Here is a 19,664-nt window from a genome sequence, read left to right on the forward strand (position 1 = left end):
CGCCAGAACGCACCACGACACAGGACCGCGCAAGGGTCGCGTTCCGACCGACAAAGTGGAAACTGTTCAGGGACGGCCATTCCCTCGCGAAGCCGAAGCAGGACAATGCTGCGGCTGAAAAGCCGCAGCTGGTCGCGCAAGCCTGAAACACGAAAGCGCCGGCACTGCCGGCGCTCCTCAACCTCATGTTCGCGGATCGCCCCGCCTACCGCCCAATGGGCAGCGACAACGGCGCCAGATCGCGCATAGGTCGTTTCTTCGGATCGTTTTCCGGCGCCTTGCGACAGGCGTAATCTTGAGCTTCCTGCAGCAGAGCCACAGCGCCGTCATAGTCGATCATGGTCGGACGTCCATGACGCACCACGCATTGCCCGTCGACATAGACCTCTTCGATCGCGCGTTCGGCCGCGCAATGCAGCAGGTTGCGCAAGGGGTCGTAGATCGGTTGCATCGCGTGGTGTTTTAGATCGACAACAAGAAAGTCCGCCTTCGCGCCGACGGCAACCCTGCCGATATCGTCCCGGCCAAGCGCGCGGGCGCCGGCGAGTGTTGCCGTCTCGAGAATATCCGCTGTCGAGACGTCGAACACCGACTTGCCCGAAAGCCTGGCGCAGATCATCGCCTGGCGCATCTCTTCCAGCATGTTGAAGGGATAGCTGTCCGTGCCGAGCGCAACGTTGACGCCGGCGCGGCGATAACGGCCAACCGATTCCAGCGCCATGCCGCTGCGCGAAAAGGTAACCGGGCAATGGCCGACTGTGGTGCGCCGCGCCGCCAGCAGGCCGAGATCGATGTCGGTACGCTGGCGCGTCCAGGAATGGCTGTCGACGAAGATGCAATGGCCAAGGATCAGGTTGTCGCCGAGGATCCCCAGGCTTTCCAGGTACTGCACCGCGGTCAACCCGGTCCGGCGCAGAAGTTCTTCGTGCTCCGCCATCGTCTGGGCGGAGTGGATGGTGATTGGCATGCCGCGCTTGCGCGCCTCGGCTGCCGCGTCCTGCAGCAATTCGGCCGAGCAGGTTTCGATCTGCGATGGCGCAACCACGCCACCAAGGCGGCCGGAGGGATGGCTTGCGGCCGCGTCAACGACATCGAGCGCCCGGGCAAAAGCCTCCCGTCCGCGCGCCTTGTCCCAGATGAAATCAAGGCGATGGCTGTCTTCGACATGCCACTGCGCTTCGCGAAAGCCGGGCGCGACGTAGGCGCGTGCGCCGCTTTGCGCCAGCGTTGGCAGCCAGCTTTCATGGGGTCCGGCAATGTCAAGCAGCGTCGTGACGCCGCTGCGCATCAGGTCGCCCAGCATCACGGTCAACGACGCCTCGATAGCGCCGTCGTCGATCTCCAGCAGGTTGGAGTATTCGTAGAGGGCATTGCCCCAAAGCGCTGACGTCCCTGCATCTTCGAAGATGCCCTTGGAGATCGGCTCCTCACCGGAGTGGCAATGCACGTTGACGAAGCCGGGCATCACCATGCGGTCGGCGCCGGAGGTTTCGCTGGCAAAGGCACCGTCATAGTGCCCGCCGACGTGGATGAAGCCTGTGTCGTCATAGGCGACGTCGGCGTCTTGGAAATAGACATGGCTTTTCCTGCCGGCATCGAAGCCGACGACGGTGTGCGCCTTGCGGATGACGTGAACTGACTTAGTCATGCGTGGTCCTGAAATATTGCTCGAGGAAACGGCTGTACGCGCCCATCAGCGCGCTGAAAAAGAAGTAGACGACCGCCGCGAAGACGTAGCCTTCGAGCACGGCAATACCCTGCCATTGCGGATCGCGCATCGCTGTGCGCACGGTATCGAGAAAATCGAGCAGGCCGACGATCGTCACCAGCGTCGTATCCTGGAAGAAGCCGATGAACAGGCCGACCAGCGGCGGGATCACCTTCTTAAGCGCCTGCGGCAGCACGATCTTACGCATGATCTGCCAGTAGTGCAGCCCGAGCGAGTGGCCGGCTTCGATCTGTCCTTTGGGAACGGCCTGCAAGCCACCGCGCACGATCTCGGCGATGTAGGCGGCAGCAAAGAGAATGATCGCGACCTGCGCCCGCAGCAATTTATCGATGGTGATGCCGTCAGGCATGAACAGCGGCAACATGACCGTCGCCATGAACAGGATGCTGATCAGCGGTACGCCACGCACGATCTCGATGAAGCCGACGCCGAGAACGCGGATCGCCGGCAGGCTCGAAGCACGCGCAAGTGCTAAAGCAATCCCCAGCGGCAAGGCGCAGGCTAGCCCGACAAAGGAAAGCATGAAGGACAGCGGCAGGCCGCCCCATTGCGTCGTCGGCACGGGGGTCAGGCCGAACACACCACCGGCCATCAGCGTGTAGAGTGTGGGCAGGATGACCACGATCCACACGACCGCAAGCGCCCTGCCCCAGGTCCGCGGCACCATCGACACGCCGCAGGCGCCGAGGAACATGAGCATCGCCGTCAACGGCCGCCATTGTTCGTCGAACGGATAGAAGCCGAAGAAGATGTAGCGCAGTTTCGCCGACAGGAACGGCCAACAGGCACCGCTGGATGCCTTGCATTCGGCCGGCGTGCCGGCAAAGATCGCATCGGCGAACAGCCAGCCGATCGCGAGCTTGGCGAGGCCGAAGATTGTGCCGAGGCAGACGATGGTGATGACGGCGTTGCCGGGCGTTCCAAAATAGGCGGAAAGCCAGGTGCGGTTGCGGGCCGGCGGCCGAGCAGCGGGCGCCATCAGGGTCGTGTCGGCAACGAAGCCTTCAAACTGGGCCATGGCTCAGCGCTCCCTTAGCGCAACGCGCGCGTTGTACCAGTTCATCATCAGCGAAATCAGGATGGACAGACCGAGATAGACGGCCATGAAGATGGCAATCGCTTCGATTGCCTGGCCGGTCTGGTTCATGATCGTGTTGGAAACCATCACGAGGTCGGGATAGCCGATGGCAATCGCAAGCGAGCTGTTCTTGAACACCGTCAGATAGGTATTGGTCAGCGGCGGCACGATGATGCGCAGCGCCTGCGGCAGGATGACGAGCTTCAGCGTGCGCGAGCGCGGCAGGCCGAGGGCCGTTGCCGCCTCCCATTGTCCCTTGCTGACGGCTTGAATGCCGGCGCGCACGATTTCAGCAATGTTTGCCGAGGCGCTCAGCGTCAGGCCGATCAGCAACGCCACGAACTCGGGCCGGACATGGTAGCCGCCGGTCAGACGGAAACGCCCGAGCTCGGGAACATCGAGAGAGACCGAGATGTCGGCGAACAGCAATATAATTGCGAACGGCAGCAGGATTGCGAATGCCGCGATGGTGGCAACCGGCATCTCCTTGCCCGTGGCGATGCGGCGACGAGCAAGGATGCGGCTAACCACGACCGCGGCGACGGTGCCAACGACCAACGCGATGAGAAGAGCTTCTAAACCGCTTGCCCACCGCATGGCGGGCATCACCAGTCCGCTATTGGAAAGGAAAACGCCCGGCAGCATCTCGATCGCCTGCTTGACCGGCGGAAACACAGAGATGATCAGCGAATACCAGAGCAGGAGATAGAGGAGCAAAGGAACGTTGCGCAGCGCCTCGACATAGGCAAGCATCAGCCGCGACAGGACCGGGTTGTGCGAGAGACGGCCGATTCCGACAAGCACGCCGAGGATCGTTCCGAAAAAGACGGCTAGCGCCGAAACTTTCACCGTGTTGGCGATGCCGACAAGGATGGCGCGGCCGAACGTATCCGTCGGCTCGTAGGCGATCGCCGTTTCGGTAATGACGAAACCCGCCTGGCGCGCCAGGAAGCCGAAGCCTGTGGCAATATCCTGCTTGGCAAGGTTGGCGCTTGCCGTGCTGAACATCATCCAGGCGACGAAGACAACAGCGCCGATCGCGATCGTTTGATACAGGAACGCGCGAATGCGCGCGTCATAAAACAGGGACATGGCGACACGTCTGCCGGGCAAGGGGAACGTCGAAGACGGAAAGGCCCGCGCCAGGGCGCGGGCCGATGAAGATCAACGGAACGGCGGTGCGTAGAGCAGGCCGCCCTCGCTCCAGCGAGTGTTCGGCCCGCGGGTCAAGCCAAGCGCCGTCTTGGTGCCGAGGTTGCGCTCGAACACCTCGCCGTAATTGCCCACACCCTTGACGATGTTGTAGCCCCACTTGTTGTCCAGGTTCAGCATCTTGCCGAGCTCCTCGCTGACGCCGAGCATGCGCTGGATTTCCGGATCCTCGCTCTTGGCCATCTCATCGACATTGGCCTGGGTGATGCCGCGCTCTTCCGCCGCCATCAGCATCCAGACCGACCAGGAGACGATATCGCGCCAGTTGGAATCGTTCTGGCGGACAGAAGGAGCAAGCGGCTCCTTGGAGATCGTTTCGGGCAGAACGACATAGTCGTCCGGATTGTTGGCGACGGCGCGGATCGATGCCAGGTCTGAACGGTCCGACGAGATCGCCTCGCAACGGCCGGAGAAGAAGGCGTTGCGGTTTTCATCCGGGCTTTCGAACACGACCAGTTCGAACTTGCCGCCGATCGAACGGAAGAAATCGCTGAGGTTCTGGGCCGTCGTCGTCCCGGGCAGCGTGCAGATCGCCGCGTCCGTCAGTTCCTTGGCGCTGTTGACGCCGAGCGACTTCGGCACCATCAGCCCCTGGCCGTCGTAGAACACGGTCGGGCCGAAATCGAGACCGAGCGAGACTTCGCGCGAGAACGTGTGGGTGGTCTGGCGCGACAGCATGTCGATTTCGCCGGATTGCAGCGCCTGGAAGCGGGTGTTGATGTTCGTCAGGACGAAATCGACCTTCTCCGGATCGCCGAAAACCGCCGAAGCGACGGCGCGGCACACATCGACGTCGAAGCCCTGCATGTGGCCCTTGGCGTCTGCGGTGGCAAAGCCGGGCGTGCTCATCGAGACGCCGCAGATCAGCTTGCCGCGCGCCTTGACCGTCTCAAGCGTGGTGGCGGCGCTGGCGGTAAACGCCGTGAGGCCGACAGCGATACCGGCTGCGGTGGCGCAGAGTTGCAGAATTCTTTTCTTCATTTTCCCCTCCCGATGACTACGACAATCTCGACCCGGCGCGGGTCACGCGATCCTCTTCGCATGCCTCCTCCCGCATGGGTCGGCGCCAGGAGTGTACCACCGGCGCCGTCAATTGCATACGATAGTCGGATACAAATGGCAACATTATTGTATACAATATTGACGCGCATGACTGGGGGCGCTATCGAAGTCTTGGGACATGTTTTGCCGACCGCATTCGGCTTGCTTGGGGAGGCAACCTTGTCTGAGAGATCAAGCCGCAGCGAGGTCGTCTATCGGTTGTTGCGCCAGGCCATCCTGGAGCAGGCACTGAAGCCCGGCACCAAGCTATCCGAGGATACGATCGCCGATCATTTCAAGGTCAGCCGCACCAGCGTACGCGGTGCGCTCGTGCGCCTGAACGCCGAAGGCATCGTCGATCTCAGAGCCAACAAGGGCGCGTGCGTCGCCGAACCGACCCTGGAAGAGGCGCGCGACATCTTCTCGCTGCGACGCATGCTGGAGGCGGAGGTCATCCGGCGCCTCGTGGCGGACCTCGGCACCTCAGGCTTCAAGCGCCTCGAACAGCATGTGCGCGAGGAGCAGGCGGCGCTTTCCGATCACGGACCGCTATCGATACGCCTTGCCGGCGAGTTTCATATTCTGCTCGCGGAATTGACAGGCTCCCAGGCACTGACACGATTTGTGCGTGAAGTCGTCTCGCGCTGCTCCTTGATCCTCGCCCGCTTCGCCCGTCTGCACTCACCCGAATGCGCGGTCGACGAACATATTCAGATCATCCGCGCCCTGCGGTCGAAGGATATTGCCGCGGCAGAGAAGATCATGCTTGAACACCTCGACGCCGTCGAGCTTCGCGCCGAACTCAACCCTGACAAGGCCGAGCCGGATATTTCCGAGATCCTCAAGCGTTACGCCAGCGAGAACTGAACGCCGTCATAACGGCGTTGCTGGCGTTCAGCAACCCGCTCGCTTGCAGGCGGCATCACCATCGACCCGAAGCGCGAACCGGCGACTGTTATTTTACTGGTCGGATGCCTGAAACAAGCAGCCTTTCAGTATACCCGACTCAGCCGGCAGGTCAGTGCTGGGCCACGACCTGAGCCGACAAACGAAAAAGCCGGAGGCCCTGGATCAGGCTCTCCGGCTTTCATCAGCTTCTTGGCGTAAGCGGCCCTCGCACCGGCAAGCGCCGCTCGATGCGGACGCTTAACGGCGGCGCAACGACAGCATGCCATCCTCGGCAATGCCCGCTTCGATATCGTTGTAGCGGGCGAGCGTCATATGCGGCGTGTCGGCTGCAGCGTCATGCGCGCCGGTGATGACGATAACTTCCGCGCCGGCTGCCCTGCCGGCCAGAATACCGGCCGGTGCGTCTTCGAACACGATGCAGTCTTCCGGGCGAACACCCAGTTTCTCGGCAGCTAGGAGATAACCTTCCGGATGGGGTTTTCCGATCGACACATCTTCGCCGGTGATCATCAGATTCGGCGTCGGGATGCCGGCGGCCGCCAGGCGACGAATTGCGAGGTCGAGCGGCGCCGATGTGACGATCGCCCATTTCTCCGCCGGCAACGAATTGAGAAAGGCAATAGCGCCCTCGATCTCGATGATGCCCTCTACGTCGGCGATTTCCGCAAGCGCAAGCTCGTGGGCTTCATGCTCCGGATCGATATCAGGCAGTTCAAGCGTGCGGATCGTGTCCACGGCGCGAACGCCATGCACCGTCTTCATCATTTCCACGGGATCGAGCCCGTTGCGGACGGCCCAGGCACCCCAAACGCGTTCGACGACGGCCATCGAGTTGAGCAGCGTGCCATCCATATCGAAAAGGAGAGCAGCAAAATTCTTGGCGAAGAGAGATGAAGGCGCGGTATCCAACGGTGATCCCCTGAAGCTGCGATGATGGGCGGGAAAGCCCGCCCGAGAGTTTCGGCACACCTACAGCCTGCCGGGCGGGCGCACAACGCAATTCGACGAACCCCTGATCATCTTCCGCAACGCCAAGTTACAAACGGTCACCGCCGCCAACGCTCAGAAAGCCAATGGGGCCACCAGGAATGTCATCGTCAAAGATGGCGCAGGAAAGACTGCCGCCGAAGACGGCAGCCGAATCCACATTGGTGCGGTTGCCGACCGTCGAAGGGTTTCTTCGGCTCGGCGTGTGGCCGTGGCAAAGGTGTTTGCCCCAATAGTCGCCCGAATAATGATCCGGGCGCCTGATCCAGAGGAAGGTTTCGTCACCCTGCCGCTCCAGCGGCATGGTCTCGTCGACACCCGCATGCACGAAGATGCGAAACGGCTCGACGATAATGGAAGGAAGCTGCATCAGCCACTTCAGATGGGTTCCGAGAATGACGTTGTCGTAGGATGCCAGTGTCTCCTTGCCACCATTGAGCAGCCACCAGTCGACATCGCTCTCGCCGGTGCGGGCACCGAGCAGCATTTCCTCATGGTTGCCCTTGAGCGCCAGCCAACTCCAGCCCTGCTTCTGCGGACCTGCCATGATCAATTCGACGACGCCACGGCTATCGGGGCCACGATCGATCATGTCGCCGAGAAAAATCACCCTGCCCTCAGGCGCATAGTCTTCGATCTGAAGCAGAAGCGCCTGTAGCTCGGCCAGGCAGCCATGGATATCGCCGACGGCAAAGGTCAAATGCTGCGCACACATGCGCCAGTCCTCCGGCGTTCGACGAACACATAGACGCCTAAGCGGATGCCCAACGTTCGACTGCGAACGCCGATAGACTGCACGGATGGCGGAAACACGGCAAGGCCGACGATGACAGGGCAGGCAAAACGGACGACGCGCCGATCATCGATCGCGCATCGTCTCAAGTTCGAACTGGAGCACGAAAACCGCCGTCGCTAGCGACGGGAATTTCCCTTGGCGATCGCCGAGCTGGCAATGGAAACGGGATCGCTGGCCGGAAAGGTGTCTTCAAGCCCTTCGTCGAGCTGCTCTTCCATCGTTCCCGTGTCATGCGCGGTGCGCGCATTGGGCAGAGGGTCCCTCGCCGCCCCACTCGGATGCGGCTGACCGGACGCATCGAGCGCGGTTTCATCGGCTTCAAGCGCAGCCGACAGGATGTCCTTTGCCCTGGCCACCGCATTTAACCTGTTCAGAGATGCTTCCGCATCCTGAGGACACGTGACCGTGACGACTTCGCCTTCCGCGCCGACGAACTCTACGGTGAAGCCGGCCTTGCCGGCGCGTTCAGCGGAAACCTGTATTCCGACGACCTGCATCAGTTTCTCCCTCAGCAAAAAGATGGACCTCCAGCGCGGATTGGCACTGGCGTCTCCGTCGCCACACGCGCTGACAGCAGTATTGCTGACGCAAACATGTGGGCATGCAGGGAAGTGCGCAGGCGGATGCTTTGTTCCAAGCATCGATCAGAATTGTTCTGCCTGCGGCGGGTGGGCTGAACAGTCAGAGCGCCTTGGCGTCCGGCGTGGCGACAGCAGGCACGACCGCGGCCGGCAAATCATTCGCCGTATCGGCAGCCTGGAAGGTCGACACGGTCGGTTTGCCTGCGGGCCCCTGCCGGGTACAGTTGGCGAACGCATCAAGGTCACGGTTGTAGACCTTCGTCTCCACATCCATCATGCCAAGCACGGTGTGGAACAGGTTGTCGTGTGACTTTGGCTGATCTGTTTCCTTGGCAAGGCAGGCCGTATCGACGCCCATCGCTGCCTGATACGGCTTAGAAAACCATGTGACGAAAGGAACCTGCGTCTGCTCGCGCGGTGCGATCGCATAGGGCGCGCCATGCAGATAGATGCCGTTCTCGCCGAGGGATTCGCCGTGATCGGACATGTAGATCATCGCACCCGAGATGTCGTTCTGATGCTTTTCCAACAGGCGGGCAACGCTTGCGAGCACATGGTCGGTGTAGAGGATGGTATTGTCGTAGGCGTTGGTGATTTCCTCGACCGAGCATTTCATCAGTTCAGCCGTCCGGCAATCCGGTTTGAACCGCCGGAATTTCTCCGGATAGCGCAGATAGTAGGACGGGCCATGGCTGCCCAGCTGATGGAGCACAATGACGCTGTTCGACTTGGTCGCCGCGAGCTTCTTGTCCAGTTCACCCAGAAAGATTTCGTCGAGGCACTCGCCATTGTTGCAGAGCGGACTGTTCTTCTGGTTCGTCATGCTGGCGAAGCTGATGAGATCGGCGATGCCCTTGCTGCCGGTGTTGTTGTCCCACCAGGACACGGAAACGCCAGCGCGGGTCAGCACGTTCGTGAGGTTTTCGGTCGAACGGGCCTTCCAGTCGCTATACTCGTTGCGCGGGTAAACCGAGAACATGCATGGAAGCGAAATCGCCGTTGCCGTGCCGCAGCTTGTGGTGTCCGTATAATTGATGACCCCAAGAGATTTGAGTTCCGGATTGGTCTCCCTCTCGTAGCCATTCAGCGAAAAATTCATCGCCCGGGCGGTTTCACCGGCAACGACGACCACGACGACCGGCTTGCCTGCCGCGGCAAGGCGCGCGCCCTGCCGGGCATCGGTGCCCAGCGGCTGCACCACGAGATTGCGCTCCTTGTAGATCGAGGAGGCATATCTGACGGCGGCGGAAACGGGTCCGGTCGGATTGAAGCGCTTCATCAGATCCTTGTGCTCGCGGATGACATAGGCAACGCTGGCGAAATCCGAATAGACCAACCCGCCGCTGACGAGCAGGCACGGGGTTATGACGGCAAGATTGAAAGCCGCCTTGGGCAGGAAGCGCTTATGGCGAACCTTGACCCAGAGCACAAACATCGACGGAATGACCGCGTAAACCAACAGGTGCAGCATTAGGCTGCCGGTCAGAAGATGGCCCGCTTCCGCCTGGGTGGTGACGGCCGCATTGCCGATCATGTCCTTGTCGATGATCACACCGAAGTAGTCGACGAAATAGGCCGCCGACGATGAGACGACGATGAGGAAGATCAGCACCGGTTTCATGACGTATTTGACCGACGCAAACGTCAGAACAGCGAAAGTCGCAAGCGCGAGCGCTATCCCGAATGACAGCAGCGACAGCCGCGAGTGATCGAAATAGACCGCCGCGTGCTTCCAAAAGGAATTGTTGGTGATAGCGAGCAGATAGACGCTGACGATTGCGCTGAGCGTGATGCTGCCGAGCACTGGCCGGCGGATTCTTGGGACCATCAAAACAGTCTTCTCCTGCTGCGACTGCCGGGCCGATTTTTGTATGCGGCCGACGTTGTCGCGGGCATCAAGTAAGGGCGGAGGCCGCGTCATGCGGGGTCGCCGGTTCGATTGCAGCCTCCTCCTGCCCTGTCGAGATACGCCCGGTAAGCTGTCGAAACCCCGTCAAGATTGCCTATCGGCTCTTCGGCAACCGTTTTGGTTGGCCCCAGCGAGGGAGTTGGCAGCCACGGAGAAAGCCCATATGGTCGGGCCAAGAATGGTCATACCGAGACGTATCGATGCGCCTGCTCCTGGTTGAAGACAGTCCGCGACTGGTAGAACTGGTCGGAGAAACCATGCGCGACGCCGGCTGGCGGCTCGACGCAGTATCGAGCGTTTCGGAAGCTGAAGCTGCCATCGCGGCTCAGGAGCACGATCTGATCCTGCTCGACCTCGGCCTGCCGGATGGCGATGGGCTGGCGCTGTTGCGCCGCGTTCGCCAGGAATATCCTGGTCTGCCCGTCTTGATCATCACCGCTCGGGGATCGGTCGACGAGCGTATTGCCGGTCTGGATGCCGGCGCTGACGATTATCTGGTCAAGCCCTTTCACCATCGCGAGCTGTTGTCGCGATGCCGCGCCATGCTGCGGCGAAATCCACAGGCCGTGCAGCCGGTGCTCGAGGCAGGCACTCTGCGCTACGACCCTGCAACCGCAGACCTGACCTGCGACGGCGTCGTCGTTCCGCTACCGCCACGCGAACGTTCGCTGATCGAGATCCTCATGCGCGAGGTCGGTCGCGTCGTGCCCAAACGGAAGCTCGAGACCGCTCTCTCCGAGTATGGCCAGGAGGTCAGCCCCAACGCTCTTGAGCTCGCGGTTTCTCGGGTCCGCAAACGGCTGCAGGCCTATGAGACCGGCATCCAGATCGAGACCGTCCGCGGGATTGGCTATCTTCTCAGGCGCGCTTCATGACGAAGCCGAATCCATCGCTGATCGGTATCGTTTCCCGTCGCATCCTCGCCTTTTCCCTGCTCGCCATGGCAATCCAGATCGGCGTTGTCTTCGCAGACTACTGGTTCGACGACGACAAGCTCAGCGTCCTCATGCTGCAGCAGGAAACGGAAACGCTTTCGAGCGCCATCCATGTCCGCAACGGCATCGCGAGTTTCGAGCCGGGTCACGAACTGAGTGAACGTTACCTCGACCGACATGACCGCGACGGTTCGATTTTCCTGAGGGTGCGAACGGCGTCTGGCGCTCTGCTCTACTCAAATTGCACGACGGAATGTGCCGAGCATTTTTTGCCGCTCAGCGTCGACGCGCCCAATTTCTGGAAACGAGAAATTCAGCCAGGCAAGCCGTTCAGCGTCGCCGGAGGGCAGACCTTCGAGCGTGCGGGCGCGACGGTGCTGGTCGAATTGGCCATCCTGAAGGATCCGAATGGCTTCATGTACGGCGCGCTGCTGCACGAGATGTTTGATTCGATGATCGTGCCGATGACCGTGATGTTCTGCCTCGTCATCGGCGCGACGATCTGGTCGATCCGCAGCGCGCTGAAACCGGTGGCCATGGCGGCGGCGGCGGCCGATCGGCTGGATCCACGCGATAACAGTGCACGCCTGCCGCTCACCCGCATGCCGGAGGAGATTGCGCGTCTGGTTACTGCCGTCAACCGTATGCTGGCCCGGGTTGCCGACCTGATCCAGTCGCAGAAGCTGTTCTCCTCTTCCATCGCGCACGAGATCCGCACACCCGTTTCGATCGCGAAGATGGAACTCAGCCACATCGACGACCCGCGCGCCCGCAATGCCGAGCGTGATCTCGATGCCCTCACGCATATTCTCGAGCAATTGACCTCGCTTGCCCGTGCCGACGCAGTCGATCCTTCGGCCTATCAGGCGGCCAATCTTTCTCAGATCGGTGCGGGCCTTGCGGAGGCGATCGCGCCCTTTGTCTTCGATCACGACAAATCGCTGGAATTCGTCGACGAAGGAACGCCCGCCGTCACGGTCATCCCGGCGCTCGTCGAAAACATGCTGCGCAACCTGATCGAGAACGCGGTCAAGCATAATCCGCCGGCCACCCGCATCGTGCTGGCCTGCGGCCCGGGCGCGACGGTCAGCGTCGAGGATGATGGTCGGGGGCTCGTCGACCTGCCCGAACATCATGAAGATCTCGGCTACATCAAACGATCCGGTCAGATCGGTCTCGGGCTGAAAATCGTCCAGCGTATTAGTGAGTTGCATGATGCACAGATCGCAGTCGAGACTGCACCCGACAAAGGGACGAAGATTACCATCGACTTCTCGGCGGCGCGGTGTGACGGCATGACGGCTTCATGATCGACGGCTGCGCGGCTTGCGCCCACAATTCATCCGATGCAGGCCGTGCATATATTTTAATCCGTCGCGTTTTTTTGGATGCAGATTCCCTGCCCATTTTATCGCCATATGCTATTGGCCTGAGCAATCAGTGATCCTGTCGCTCGCGAGTTCCCATGTCGAAGGCCAGCGCTTATCTCAAGCGTTTCATCCCATCGCTCGTTCCGGTCAGCCATATGGAGCGCCTACGCGCCTCGCTTGGCGCGCTTGTCGGCATTCTGCTGACCGGCCTCGTCAGCACGCTGGCACTTGGTGCCGATGCCAACCTGCCGCTGCTGATTGCTCCCATGGGCGCTTCGGCCGTCCTGCTTTTCGCCGCGCCGTCCAGCCCGCTGGCGCAGCCCTGGTCGATTCTCGGCGGCAACATCGTCGCGTCCGTGATCGGGGTGACCTCAGCCCTTCTCATTCCAGAGCCGGTGATTGCGGCAGCAGTCGCCGTCGGGCTTGCAATCGCGATCATGCTGCTGCTCGGCTGTCTTCACCCACCGAGCGGCGCGGTCGCCTTGACCGCTGTGCTTGGCGGCACATCGATCCATGAGGCCGGCTACTGGTTCGTATTGTCGCCGGTCGCGATCAATTCCGCCCTCATCCTCGTCGTTGCCCTGTTGTTCAACAACGCAACGGGCCGGCGCTACCCTCACCTGACGCCTGCCGGCAACACCCACCGCACCGACGATCCCCTGCCGACGCAACGTCTCGGCATCGTGCCGGACGACTTGCAGGCGGTGCTGGCGCAGTATGGCGAGGTTGTCGATATCAGCCCGGACGAGCTCGATGCGCTCATCCATCAGGCGCAAATCCGCGCCTTCAATCGGCGCTCGGGCGAAATCACCTGCGGCGAGGTCATGTCCCGCGACGTAGCGACAGCAATGCCGGAGACCTCGCTCCGCAAAGCCTGGCAGACCTTGCTCGAACACGACATCAAGGCCTTGCCTGTGGTGACGGAAAAGGACGGCCTCGTCGGCATCATCACCCAGACCGACTTCATCAAGCACGCCATGCTGGCACCGCAAGGCGGCCTCACGCAGCGGCTTGGCAGTGTCATGGGCTTTGGACCGAAAGCGCCGCGGCTCGTTTCCGAGATCATGACGCGTCGCGTGCAGTCGGCACTGCCGGAAACGATGATCGCCAAACTCGTCCCACCAATGGCCGACATGGGGCTTCACCACATGCCCGTCGTCGACGCCGACAACCGATTGGTTGGCATCGTCACGCAGTCCGATCTGATTGCCGCGCTCTTCCAGCGGAGGCTGGAGAATGACGACGAGCGCGACGTCGCCTGACATCTTCCCCGATGTAGCTCCCGGCAAGAGCGCTACAAAACCAAGTCGTGGCGAATAGTCAACCGGGCTTCCGGCTGAGCCAGCGTGGTCACATCAGTAACAATTCATTCGATTGACTTAATGGACTGAATGTCGTATTATGCGCACATGATGAAAAACAAGAACTCCCAATCCGTACCCAAACCCGATCGTGGCGACGCCACGAAAGAGAAGCTGCTTTCGATGTCGATCGACGTCTTCGGACGCTATGGTTTCGACGGCGCAAGCACACGCAAGCTCGCCGATGCCGCTGGCGTCAACCTGCAGGCGATCCCCTACTATTTCGGCGGCAAGGAAGGTCTCTACATTGCTGCGGCCGAGCATCTGGCGGAAATCATCGGCGGGCATGTCGCCGATCTGCGAACGGTCATCCTGGAGCGCCTGGCACGACTTGATGCGGAAGGCGCCGTGATGAGTCCCAAGGAGGCCCGCGCCCTCTTGACGCAGATGGTCCAGCGTATGGTCGGACTGTTTGTCAGCCGGCAATCCGAGAGCTGGGCGCGCTTCATCATCCGCGAGCAGATGGAGCCGACGGAAGCCTTCGCGCGGGTCTATGAGAATATCATGGGGCCGATGATCGGCATGGCCGGTCGGCTGGTCGGCACGATCCTGGGTGACGATCCGGCATCGGAGCGCGTGCGGCTGAAGACACTGTCCTTCGTCGGCAGCATCCTCGTTTTCCGCATGGCGCACGCAGCACTGTTGCGGCAGATGCGGTGGGACGCCGTCGGCCCCGCCGAACTCGAGATACTGAAAAGCCACGCGGCCGGCCTCGTCGAAGCGCTCGGCGAGAATACGGAACGCCAGCCATGAGCCGCAAAATACCCATTGCCGTCGCCCTGCTTGCCGCAGCCGCAGCCGCGGGCTGGTGGTTTGAGCTTCCTTCACGGTTCGGATGGTTGGAGCAGCGGCCGGCCTCGGTGCTCTATGGCAATGTCGATATCAGGCAGGTGTCTCTCGGCTTTCGCGTCAGCGGGCGCATAGCCAAATTGGCCGTGGACGAAGGCGACCCGGTCAAGGCCGGCGATCTTCTTGGCAACCTCGACGCCACGCCTTTTCAACAGGCCGTGGACGCGGCGGAGGCTGACCTTGGTGCGCTGCGTGCCAATCTCGAAAAGCTGAGGGCCGGCGCACGCAAGAGCGAGATCGCTCAGGCCCGGGCCGTCCACGAGGAGCGGATCGCCGAACTCCAGAATGCCGACCTTGCCTATGAGCGCGCCGTGCAATTGCGGCCAAACGGCACGATTTCGCAGGCGAACCTTGATGAAGCGAGTGCTGCACGCGCAGCCGCGGCCGCCCGTACCACCTCTGCCCGCGAAGCGCTCGCATTGCTCGAAGAGGGAAGCCGGGTCGAAGACATCGCTGCTGCCGCCGCTCAGGTCCAGGCGGCGGAAGCCAGGCTCGCCAGTGCCCGCACTTCGGTTTCCGATACCCGGCTTCTGGCGCCCGACGATGGCATTGTCCTTTCCCGCGTTCACGAAACGGGCGCGATGATTGCGCCATCGGATACCGCCTATGTGATTTCCTTGAACCAGCCCGTCTGGGTGCGCGCCTACATCGCCGAACCCGACCTCGGACGCGTCCATCCCGGCATGAAAGTCGAGATCATATCGGATACGGCCCCGGACCGGCCGTATGAGGCAACGGTGGGCTTCATTTCTCCCGTTGCCGAATTCACGCCGAAGTCGGTCGAGACACCGGAGCTGCGCACCGATCTTGTCTACCGCCTGCGTATCGTGGTGTCGAAGCCGGGAGTGGATCTGCGCCAGGGCATGCCCGTCACCGTTCGCCTGCCGCCAGCCGCTGGAAGCACATCATGACCGCCGACGAGCACTTCGTGCGGATCTGTGGTGTCGTCAAGCGTTTTGGAAAAGATGCGCCCGCGCTTGATCATGTCGACGGCGACATTCTCGGCGGTCGCATCACCGGCCTTGTCGGCCCCGACGGCGCGGGAAAGACGACGCTGATCCGGCTGATGACCGGCCTGATGCTTCCTGACCAAGGAACGGTGGCGGTATTGGGCTTCGATACCGCCAAGGACGCCGCCAGCATTCAGGCATCCATCGGCTACATGCCACAGCGCTTCGGACTTTACGAAGACCTGAGCGTGCAGGAAAACCTTGATCTCTATGCAGACCTGCGCGGCCTTCCGCTGGGTGAACGCAAGGCGACATACGACGAACTGCTGGAATTCACCGACCTCAAGCGCTTTACATCCCGACTGGCCGGCAAACTTTCCGGAGGCATGAAGCAGAAACTAGGGCTTGCCTGCGCTTTGCTGCGCAAACCGCGTCTGCTTTTGCTCGACGAGCCGGGCGTCGGCGTCGATCCCATATCCCGGCGAGATCTCTGGAAAATGGTCGAAAACCTGACGGCCTCCGGTATTGGCGTCGTGTGGTCGACGGCCTATCTCGACGAGGCGGAAGCCTGCGACAGGGTGTTGTTGCTGAACGAAGGCAAATTGCTTTTCGAAGGCGCGCCCGCCGAGTTGACGGGACGGGTCGCCGACCGCGTCTTCAAGATCTCCGGCACGACCGGACGAAAACGCGAGGCCCTTGCACGCTACCTTGACGCGGACGGTGTCGTCGATGGCGTTATCCAGGGCGGCGCCATCCGCCTGGTCATGGCGCCGGGATTTACGCCGCCGGCAACGCCGGCCGACACGACCCGATCCGTGCCCCAGGCAACCGTGGCGCCACCGCGGTTTGAAGACGCATTCATCGATATGCTGGGCGGTGGCCCCGGCGGCCGTTCGAAGCTGGCGGAGGTCCAGACGCCGTTTGCCAACGAAGATGGTAAGCCGGTGATCGAGGCGCATGGACTGACGAAGCGTTTCGGGGATTTCACCGCAGCCGACGACATAAGCTTCGACATTCCACGCGGCCAGATTTTTGGCCTGCTCGGCCCGAACGGCGCCGGAAAGTCGACGACATTCAAGATGCTGTGCGGACTGCTGAAACCGAGTGCCGGCGAAGGCCGGGTCGCCGGCTTCGACCTGCGCCGTGATGCCGCCGAAGCCCGCAATCGCCTCGGGTACATGGCACAGAAATTCTCGCTCTATGGCGACCTCAGCGTCGCGCAGAACCTGAATTTCTTTGCCGGCGTCTATGGGTTGTCCGGCGAACGCAAACGGGAGCGGACGCGGCTGATGGTCGAGATTTTTGGGTTTGGTCGCCTGCTCGACATGTCTGCCAAGGACCTGCCGCTCGGCCTCAAGCAACGGCTCGCGCTCGCCTGCGCCGTTCTGCACGAACCGGAAGCCCTGTTTCTCGACGAGCCGACCTCCGGCGTAGATCCGATCACGCGGCGCGAATTCTGGACCCATATCAACGGTCTTGTCGAAAAGGGGGTGACGGTGTTGGTCACCACCCACTTCATGGACGAGGCCGAATACTGCGATCGCATTTCGCTCATCTATCGCGGTCGCTCAATCGCGCTAGGCTCGCCGGACGAATTGAAGAAGCGTGTGGCCACTGCGGCCTGCCCCGACCCAACAATGGAGGACGCCTTCATCGCGCTGGTACAGGGATCGGAAGAAAAGCAGGTGGCCGCATGACAATGCCCGCGCAAACCGAGACGCCGACAGCCGGACGCAGACGACGCTTTGCTGCGCTGGTGCGCAAGGAAAGCTACCAGATCGTCCGCGATCCCAGCAGCATTCTCATCGCCTTTGTCCTGCCGATGATCCTCTTGTTCCTGTTCGGCTACGGCGTATCGCTCGACACAACGCAAACCCGCATCGGCCTCGTCGTGGAACAGGAGACGCCTCTGACGCGCGATCTCGCGGCGGGGTTCCAGGCATCGCGCTACTTCTCCGTCAGTCTTGGCCGCGACCGCCGCGATTTCGAGGACGATCTCGTGCTCGGGCGGCTTCGCGGCATTGTCATCATACCAGCCCGCTTTACAGCCGATCACGTCGCCGGACGGCATCCGGCATTGCAGGTCATGGTCGACGGGTCAGATCCGAACACTGCCAATTTCGTGCAGAATTACGCCCAGGCGACTGTCGCCAACTGGGAGCGCCAGCAACGCGGGCAAGACGCTGGCCAACCACCGGCGATCTCGGTCGAGCAGCGCTTCTGGTTCAATCCGGAGCTGACCAGCCGGAACTTCCTCGTGCCCGGCTCGATCGCCATCGTCATGACCCTCGTCGGCACGCTTCTGACCTCACTGGTGGTCGCGCGCGAGTGGGAGCGCGGCACGATGGAGGCGATGATGGCGACGCCGGTATCAGCGGCGGAACTGCTTGCCGGCAAGCTCCTGCCCTACTTCCTGCTCGGGCTCGCGTCGATGACGCTTTGCGTGCTGTTGGCCGTCTTCCTCTTCGGCGTGCCGTTCCGGGGCTCGGTTGCAGCACTCTACGCGCTGTCAGCGACATTTCTGATGCCGGCGCTCGGCCAGGGCCTGCTGATTTCAGCAGCAACCAAGAACCAGTTCCTGGCCTCCCAACTCGCGCTGATCTCGGCCTTCCTGCCGGCGTTTCTGCTTTCCGGCTTCCTCTTCGAGATCAATTCTATGCCGACGGTCATTCAATGGATCACCTTCATCGTGCCGGCGCGCTATCTCATCCCGAGCCTGCAGACGGTGTTTCTGGCCGGAGATATCTGGCCGATGTTCCTGCAGTCGATTGCCGTCATGCTTTTGATCGGCTGCGTCTTTTTCGCGCTCGCGGCACGCAGCACCCGCAAGAGGATCGGCTGACATGTGGTGGACACGGCTGAAGGCGCTGATCGTCAAGGAACTGCTGGCGGTGCTGCGCGATCCCAAGGGACGCGCTATCCTGATCGGACCGCCGATCCTCCAGCTTCTGGTTTTCTCCTATGCGGCGACGCTCGAAGTGACGAATGTCGACGTCATGGTTCTCAATCGGGACAACGGCCATTGGGGCCAGGAACTGGTCGAGCGGATCGACGGCTCCCCGACGTTTCGAAGCATTGCTTTTACGGACAACCAGAAGGAGGTGCGCGACGCCATCGACAGGCAACGCGCCATAGCGGTTCTTGAGATCGACCCGACCTTCTCGCGCGAGATCGAGGCGGGCCGGCCGGCGGAGGTCCAGATCATCCTCGACGGGCGCCGGTCGAATGCGTCGCAGATCGTCTCGGGCTATCTCGGGCGCATCGTCGCCACGCTTGCCGCCGATACGCCGGCCGGCAAGCGCGCGGCCTCCGAGACGATCGCGGTCGTCGCACGAAACTGGTTCAATCCGAACCTCACCTATCAATGGTTCATGGTGCCCAACCTGGTGGCCAGCATCGCATTGCTAATCGGCCTTATCGTCACCGCGCTGTCGATCGCGCGCGAACGGGAACTGGGCACCTTCGACCAGCTAATGGTGTCGCCACTCAGGACACATGAGATCCTGATCGGCAAATTGATACCGCCAATGATGATCGGGATGTTCCATATCACGGTCTACATTCTCGCCGCCGTCTTCATCTTCGGCGTACCGCTGCGCGGTTCGCTGTTCCTGCTCTACGGCAGCGCGGTGTTCTATCTTGCAGCGGTGGTTGGTCTCGGGCTGTTCATTTCAGCGTTATCGATGACGCAGCAGCAGGCGATCCTTGGCGCCTTCCTGTTCATGGTGCCGGCAATGTTGCTCTCGGGCTTTGCGACACCGATCGAAAACACGCCCGCCTGGTTGCAGCCGGTGACGCTCGTCAATCCGCTGCGCTACTTCCTGGTGATCGTGAAGGGGGTGTTCCTGAAGGATATTCCGCTGGCCGAGGTCGTGCGCCAGACGATACCGCTCTGCATTATCGCCCTCGTCACGCTCTCGGCCGCTTCGTGGTTGTTCCGCCGCCGGCTGGAGTAAC

General features: G+C 61.7%; 17 protein-coding genes. 9 read left to right on the forward strand and 8 right to left on the reverse strand.

Annotated features, from left to right (window positions below):
• Positions 1-205 precede the first annotated feature (205 nt).
• The 4 genes from HT585_RS26015 to HT585_RS26030 form a co-directional block, all read right to left on the reverse strand.
• Positions 206-1,648: an amidohydrolase family protein gene (locus HT585_RS26015; protein ID WP_176355705.1), complete on the reverse strand. Its 1,443-nt coding sequence runs from the start codon at positions 1,646-1,648 to the stop codon at positions 206-208.
• Complete coding sequence (locus tag HT585_RS26020; protein WP_176355706.1) at positions 1,641-2,747, reverse strand: amino acid ABC transporter permease; 1,107 nt, start codon at positions 2,745-2,747, stop codon at positions 1,641-1,643. The genes HT585_RS26015 and HT585_RS26020 overlap by 8 nt, the downstream gene beginning before the upstream one ends.
• Positions 2,748-2,750: 3 nt before the next feature.
• Complete coding sequence (locus HT585_RS26025) at positions 2,751-3,899, reverse strand: amino acid ABC transporter permease (RefSeq protein WP_176355707.1); 1,149 nt, start codon at positions 3,897-3,899, stop codon at positions 2,751-2,753.
• A 72-nt stretch (positions 3,900-3,971) separates the two neighbouring features.
• Complete coding sequence (locus HT585_RS26030; protein ID WP_176355708.1) at positions 3,972-5,000, reverse strand: amino acid ABC transporter substrate-binding protein; 1,029 nt, start codon at positions 4,998-5,000, stop codon at positions 3,972-3,974.
• 240 nt (positions 5,001-5,240) lie between these two features.
• Here HT585_RS26030 and HT585_RS26035 point away from each other — a divergent pair, with 240 nt between their 5' ends.
• Complete coding sequence (locus HT585_RS26035) at positions 5,241-5,927, forward strand: GntR family transcriptional regulator (RefSeq protein ID WP_246707954.1); 687 nt, start codon at positions 5,241-5,243, stop codon at positions 5,925-5,927.
• 279 nt (positions 5,928-6,206) lie between these two features.
• Here HT585_RS26035 and HT585_RS26040 read toward each other — a convergent pair whose 3' ends face one another.
• The 4 genes from HT585_RS26040 to HT585_RS26055 form a co-directional block, all read right to left on the reverse strand.
• The gene (locus HT585_RS26040; RefSeq protein WP_176355710.1) at positions 6,207-6,878 is read right to left on the reverse strand and encodes an HAD family hydrolase; all 672 of its coding nucleotides are present in this window, start codon (positions 6,876-6,878) and stop codon (positions 6,207-6,209) included.
• Between the two features lie 127 nt (positions 6,879-7,005).
• Complete coding sequence (locus tag HT585_RS26045; protein WP_176355711.1) at positions 7,006-7,671, reverse strand: metallophosphoesterase family protein; 666 nt, start codon at positions 7,669-7,671, stop codon at positions 7,006-7,008.
• Between the two features lie 197 nt (positions 7,672-7,868).
• Positions 7,869-8,249: a hypothetical protein gene (locus tag HT585_RS26050; RefSeq protein WP_176355712.1), complete on the reverse strand. Its 381-nt coding sequence runs from the start codon at positions 8,247-8,249 to the stop codon at positions 7,869-7,871.
• A gap of 184 nt (positions 8,250-8,433) precedes the next feature.
• Positions 8,434-10,164, reverse strand: a complete 1,731-nt coding sequence (locus tag HT585_RS26055) for a phosphoethanolamine transferase (RefSeq protein WP_176355713.1) — start codon at positions 10,162-10,164, stop codon at positions 8,434-8,436.
• Between the two features lie 278 nt (positions 10,165-10,442).
• On the opposite strand from HT585_RS26055, the gene HT585_RS26060 reads away from it, so the two are divergent.
• The 8 genes from HT585_RS26060 (at position 10,443) to HT585_RS26095 (ending at position 19,663) form a co-directional block, all read left to right on the forward strand.
• The gene (locus tag HT585_RS26060) at positions 10,443-11,117 is read left to right on the forward strand and encodes a response regulator transcription factor (RefSeq protein ID WP_176355714.1); all 675 of its coding nucleotides are present in this window, start codon (positions 10,443-10,445) and stop codon (positions 11,115-11,117) included.
• A complete protein-coding gene (locus HT585_RS26065; RefSeq protein ID WP_176355715.1) occupies positions 11,114-12,487 on the forward strand; it encodes a sensor histidine kinase in 1,374 nt (457 codons plus the stop codon). The genes HT585_RS26060 and HT585_RS26065 overlap by 4 nt, the downstream gene beginning before the upstream one ends.
• Positions 12,488-12,642: 155 nt before the next feature.
• Entirely contained in the window at positions 12,643-13,809 is a 1,167-nt protein-coding gene (locus HT585_RS26070; RefSeq protein ID WP_176355716.1) for an HPP family protein, read from the forward strand.
• 147 nt (positions 13,810-13,956) lie between these two features.
• Positions 13,957-14,661 (forward strand): CerR family C-terminal domain-containing protein, encoded by a 705-nt coding sequence (locus tag HT585_RS26075; RefSeq protein ID WP_176355906.1) that lies wholly within the window; start codon positions 13,957-13,959, stop codon positions 14,659-14,661.
• On the forward strand, positions 14,658-15,668 hold the full coding sequence (gene hlyD, locus HT585_RS26080; protein WP_176355717.1) for a secretion protein HlyD: 1,011 nt from the start codon (positions 14,658-14,660) through the stop codon (positions 15,666-15,668). Before HT585_RS26075 ends, hlyD begins: the two co-directional genes overlap by 4 nt.
• Positions 15,665-17,404, forward strand: coding sequence for an ATP-binding cassette domain-containing protein (locus HT585_RS26085; protein WP_176355718.1), 1,740 nt, complete (start codon positions 15,665-15,667; stop codon positions 17,402-17,404). Before hlyD ends, HT585_RS26085 begins: the two co-directional genes overlap by 4 nt.
• The gene (locus HT585_RS26090) at positions 17,401-18,549 is read left to right on the forward strand and encodes an ABC transporter permease (protein ID WP_246707955.1); all 1,149 of its coding nucleotides are present in this window, start codon (positions 17,401-17,403) and stop codon (positions 18,547-18,549) included. The genes HT585_RS26085 and HT585_RS26090 overlap by 4 nt, the downstream gene beginning before the upstream one ends.
• 1 nt (position 18,550) lies before the next feature.
• On the forward strand, positions 18,551-19,663 hold the full coding sequence (locus HT585_RS26095; RefSeq protein WP_176355719.1) for an ABC transporter permease: 1,113 nt from the start codon (positions 18,551-18,553) through the stop codon (positions 19,661-19,663).
• Position 19,664: the final 1 nt, after the last annotated feature.

It is taken from the genome of Ensifer oleiphilus, assembly GCF_013371465.1.
In the GTDB taxonomy this organism is placed as follows: Bacteria; Pseudomonadota; Alphaproteobacteria; order Rhizobiales; family Rhizobiaceae; genus Ensifer; species Ensifer oleiphilus.

Excerpts from the sequence above, each read along its gene's own strand:
- HT585_RS26095 (WP_176355719.1), top strand. The coding sequence starts at position 18,551 with ATGTGGTGGACACGGCTGAAGGCGCTGATCGTCAAGGAACTGCTGGCG.
- HT585_RS26085 (WP_176355718.1), top strand. The coding sequence starts at position 15,665 with ATGACCGCCGACGAGCACTTCGTGCGGATCTGTGGTGTCGTCAAGCGT.
- HT585_RS26030 (WP_176355708.1), bottom strand. The coding sequence starts at position 5,000 with ATGAAGAAAAGAATTCTGCAACTCTGCGCCACCGCAGCCGGTATCGCT.
- HT585_RS26045 (WP_176355711.1), bottom strand. The coding sequence starts at position 7,671 with ATGTGTGCGCAGCATTTGACCTTTGCCGTCGGCGATATCCATGGCTGC.
- HT585_RS26065 (WP_176355715.1), top strand. The coding sequence starts at position 11,114 with ATGACGAAGCCGAATCCATCGCTGATCGGTATCGTTTCCCGTCGCATC.
- HT585_RS26020 (WP_176355706.1), bottom strand. The coding sequence starts at position 2,747 with ATGGCCCAGTTTGAAGGCTTCGTTGCCGACACGACCCTGATGGCGCCC.
- HT585_RS26050 (WP_176355712.1), bottom strand. The coding sequence starts at position 8,249 with ATGCAGGTCGTCGGAATACAGGTTTCCGCTGAACGCGCCGGCAAGGCC.
- HT585_RS26025 (WP_176355707.1), bottom strand. The coding sequence starts at position 3,899 with ATGTCCCTGTTTTATGACGCGCGCATTCGCGCGTTCCTGTATCAAACG.
- HT585_RS26075 (WP_176355906.1), top strand. The coding sequence starts at position 13,957 with ATGATGAAAAACAAGAACTCCCAATCCGTACCCAAACCCGATCGTGGC.
- HT585_RS26060 (WP_176355714.1), top strand. The coding sequence starts at position 10,443 with ATGCGCCTGCTCCTGGTTGAAGACAGTCCGCGACTGGTAGAACTGGTC.
- HT585_RS26015 (WP_176355705.1), bottom strand. The coding sequence starts at position 1,648 with ATGACTAAGTCAGTTCACGTCATCCGCAAGGCGCACACCGTCGTCGGC.
- HT585_RS26090 (WP_246707955.1), top strand. The coding sequence starts at position 17,401 with ATGACAATGCCCGCGCAAACCGAGACGCCGACAGCCGGACGCAGACGA.
- hlyD (WP_176355717.1), top strand. The coding sequence starts at position 14,658 with ATGAGCCGCAAAATACCCATTGCCGTCGCCCTGCTTGCCGCAGCCGCA.
- HT585_RS26070 (WP_176355716.1), top strand. The coding sequence starts at position 12,643 with ATGTCGAAGGCCAGCGCTTATCTCAAGCGTTTCATCCCATCGCTCGTT.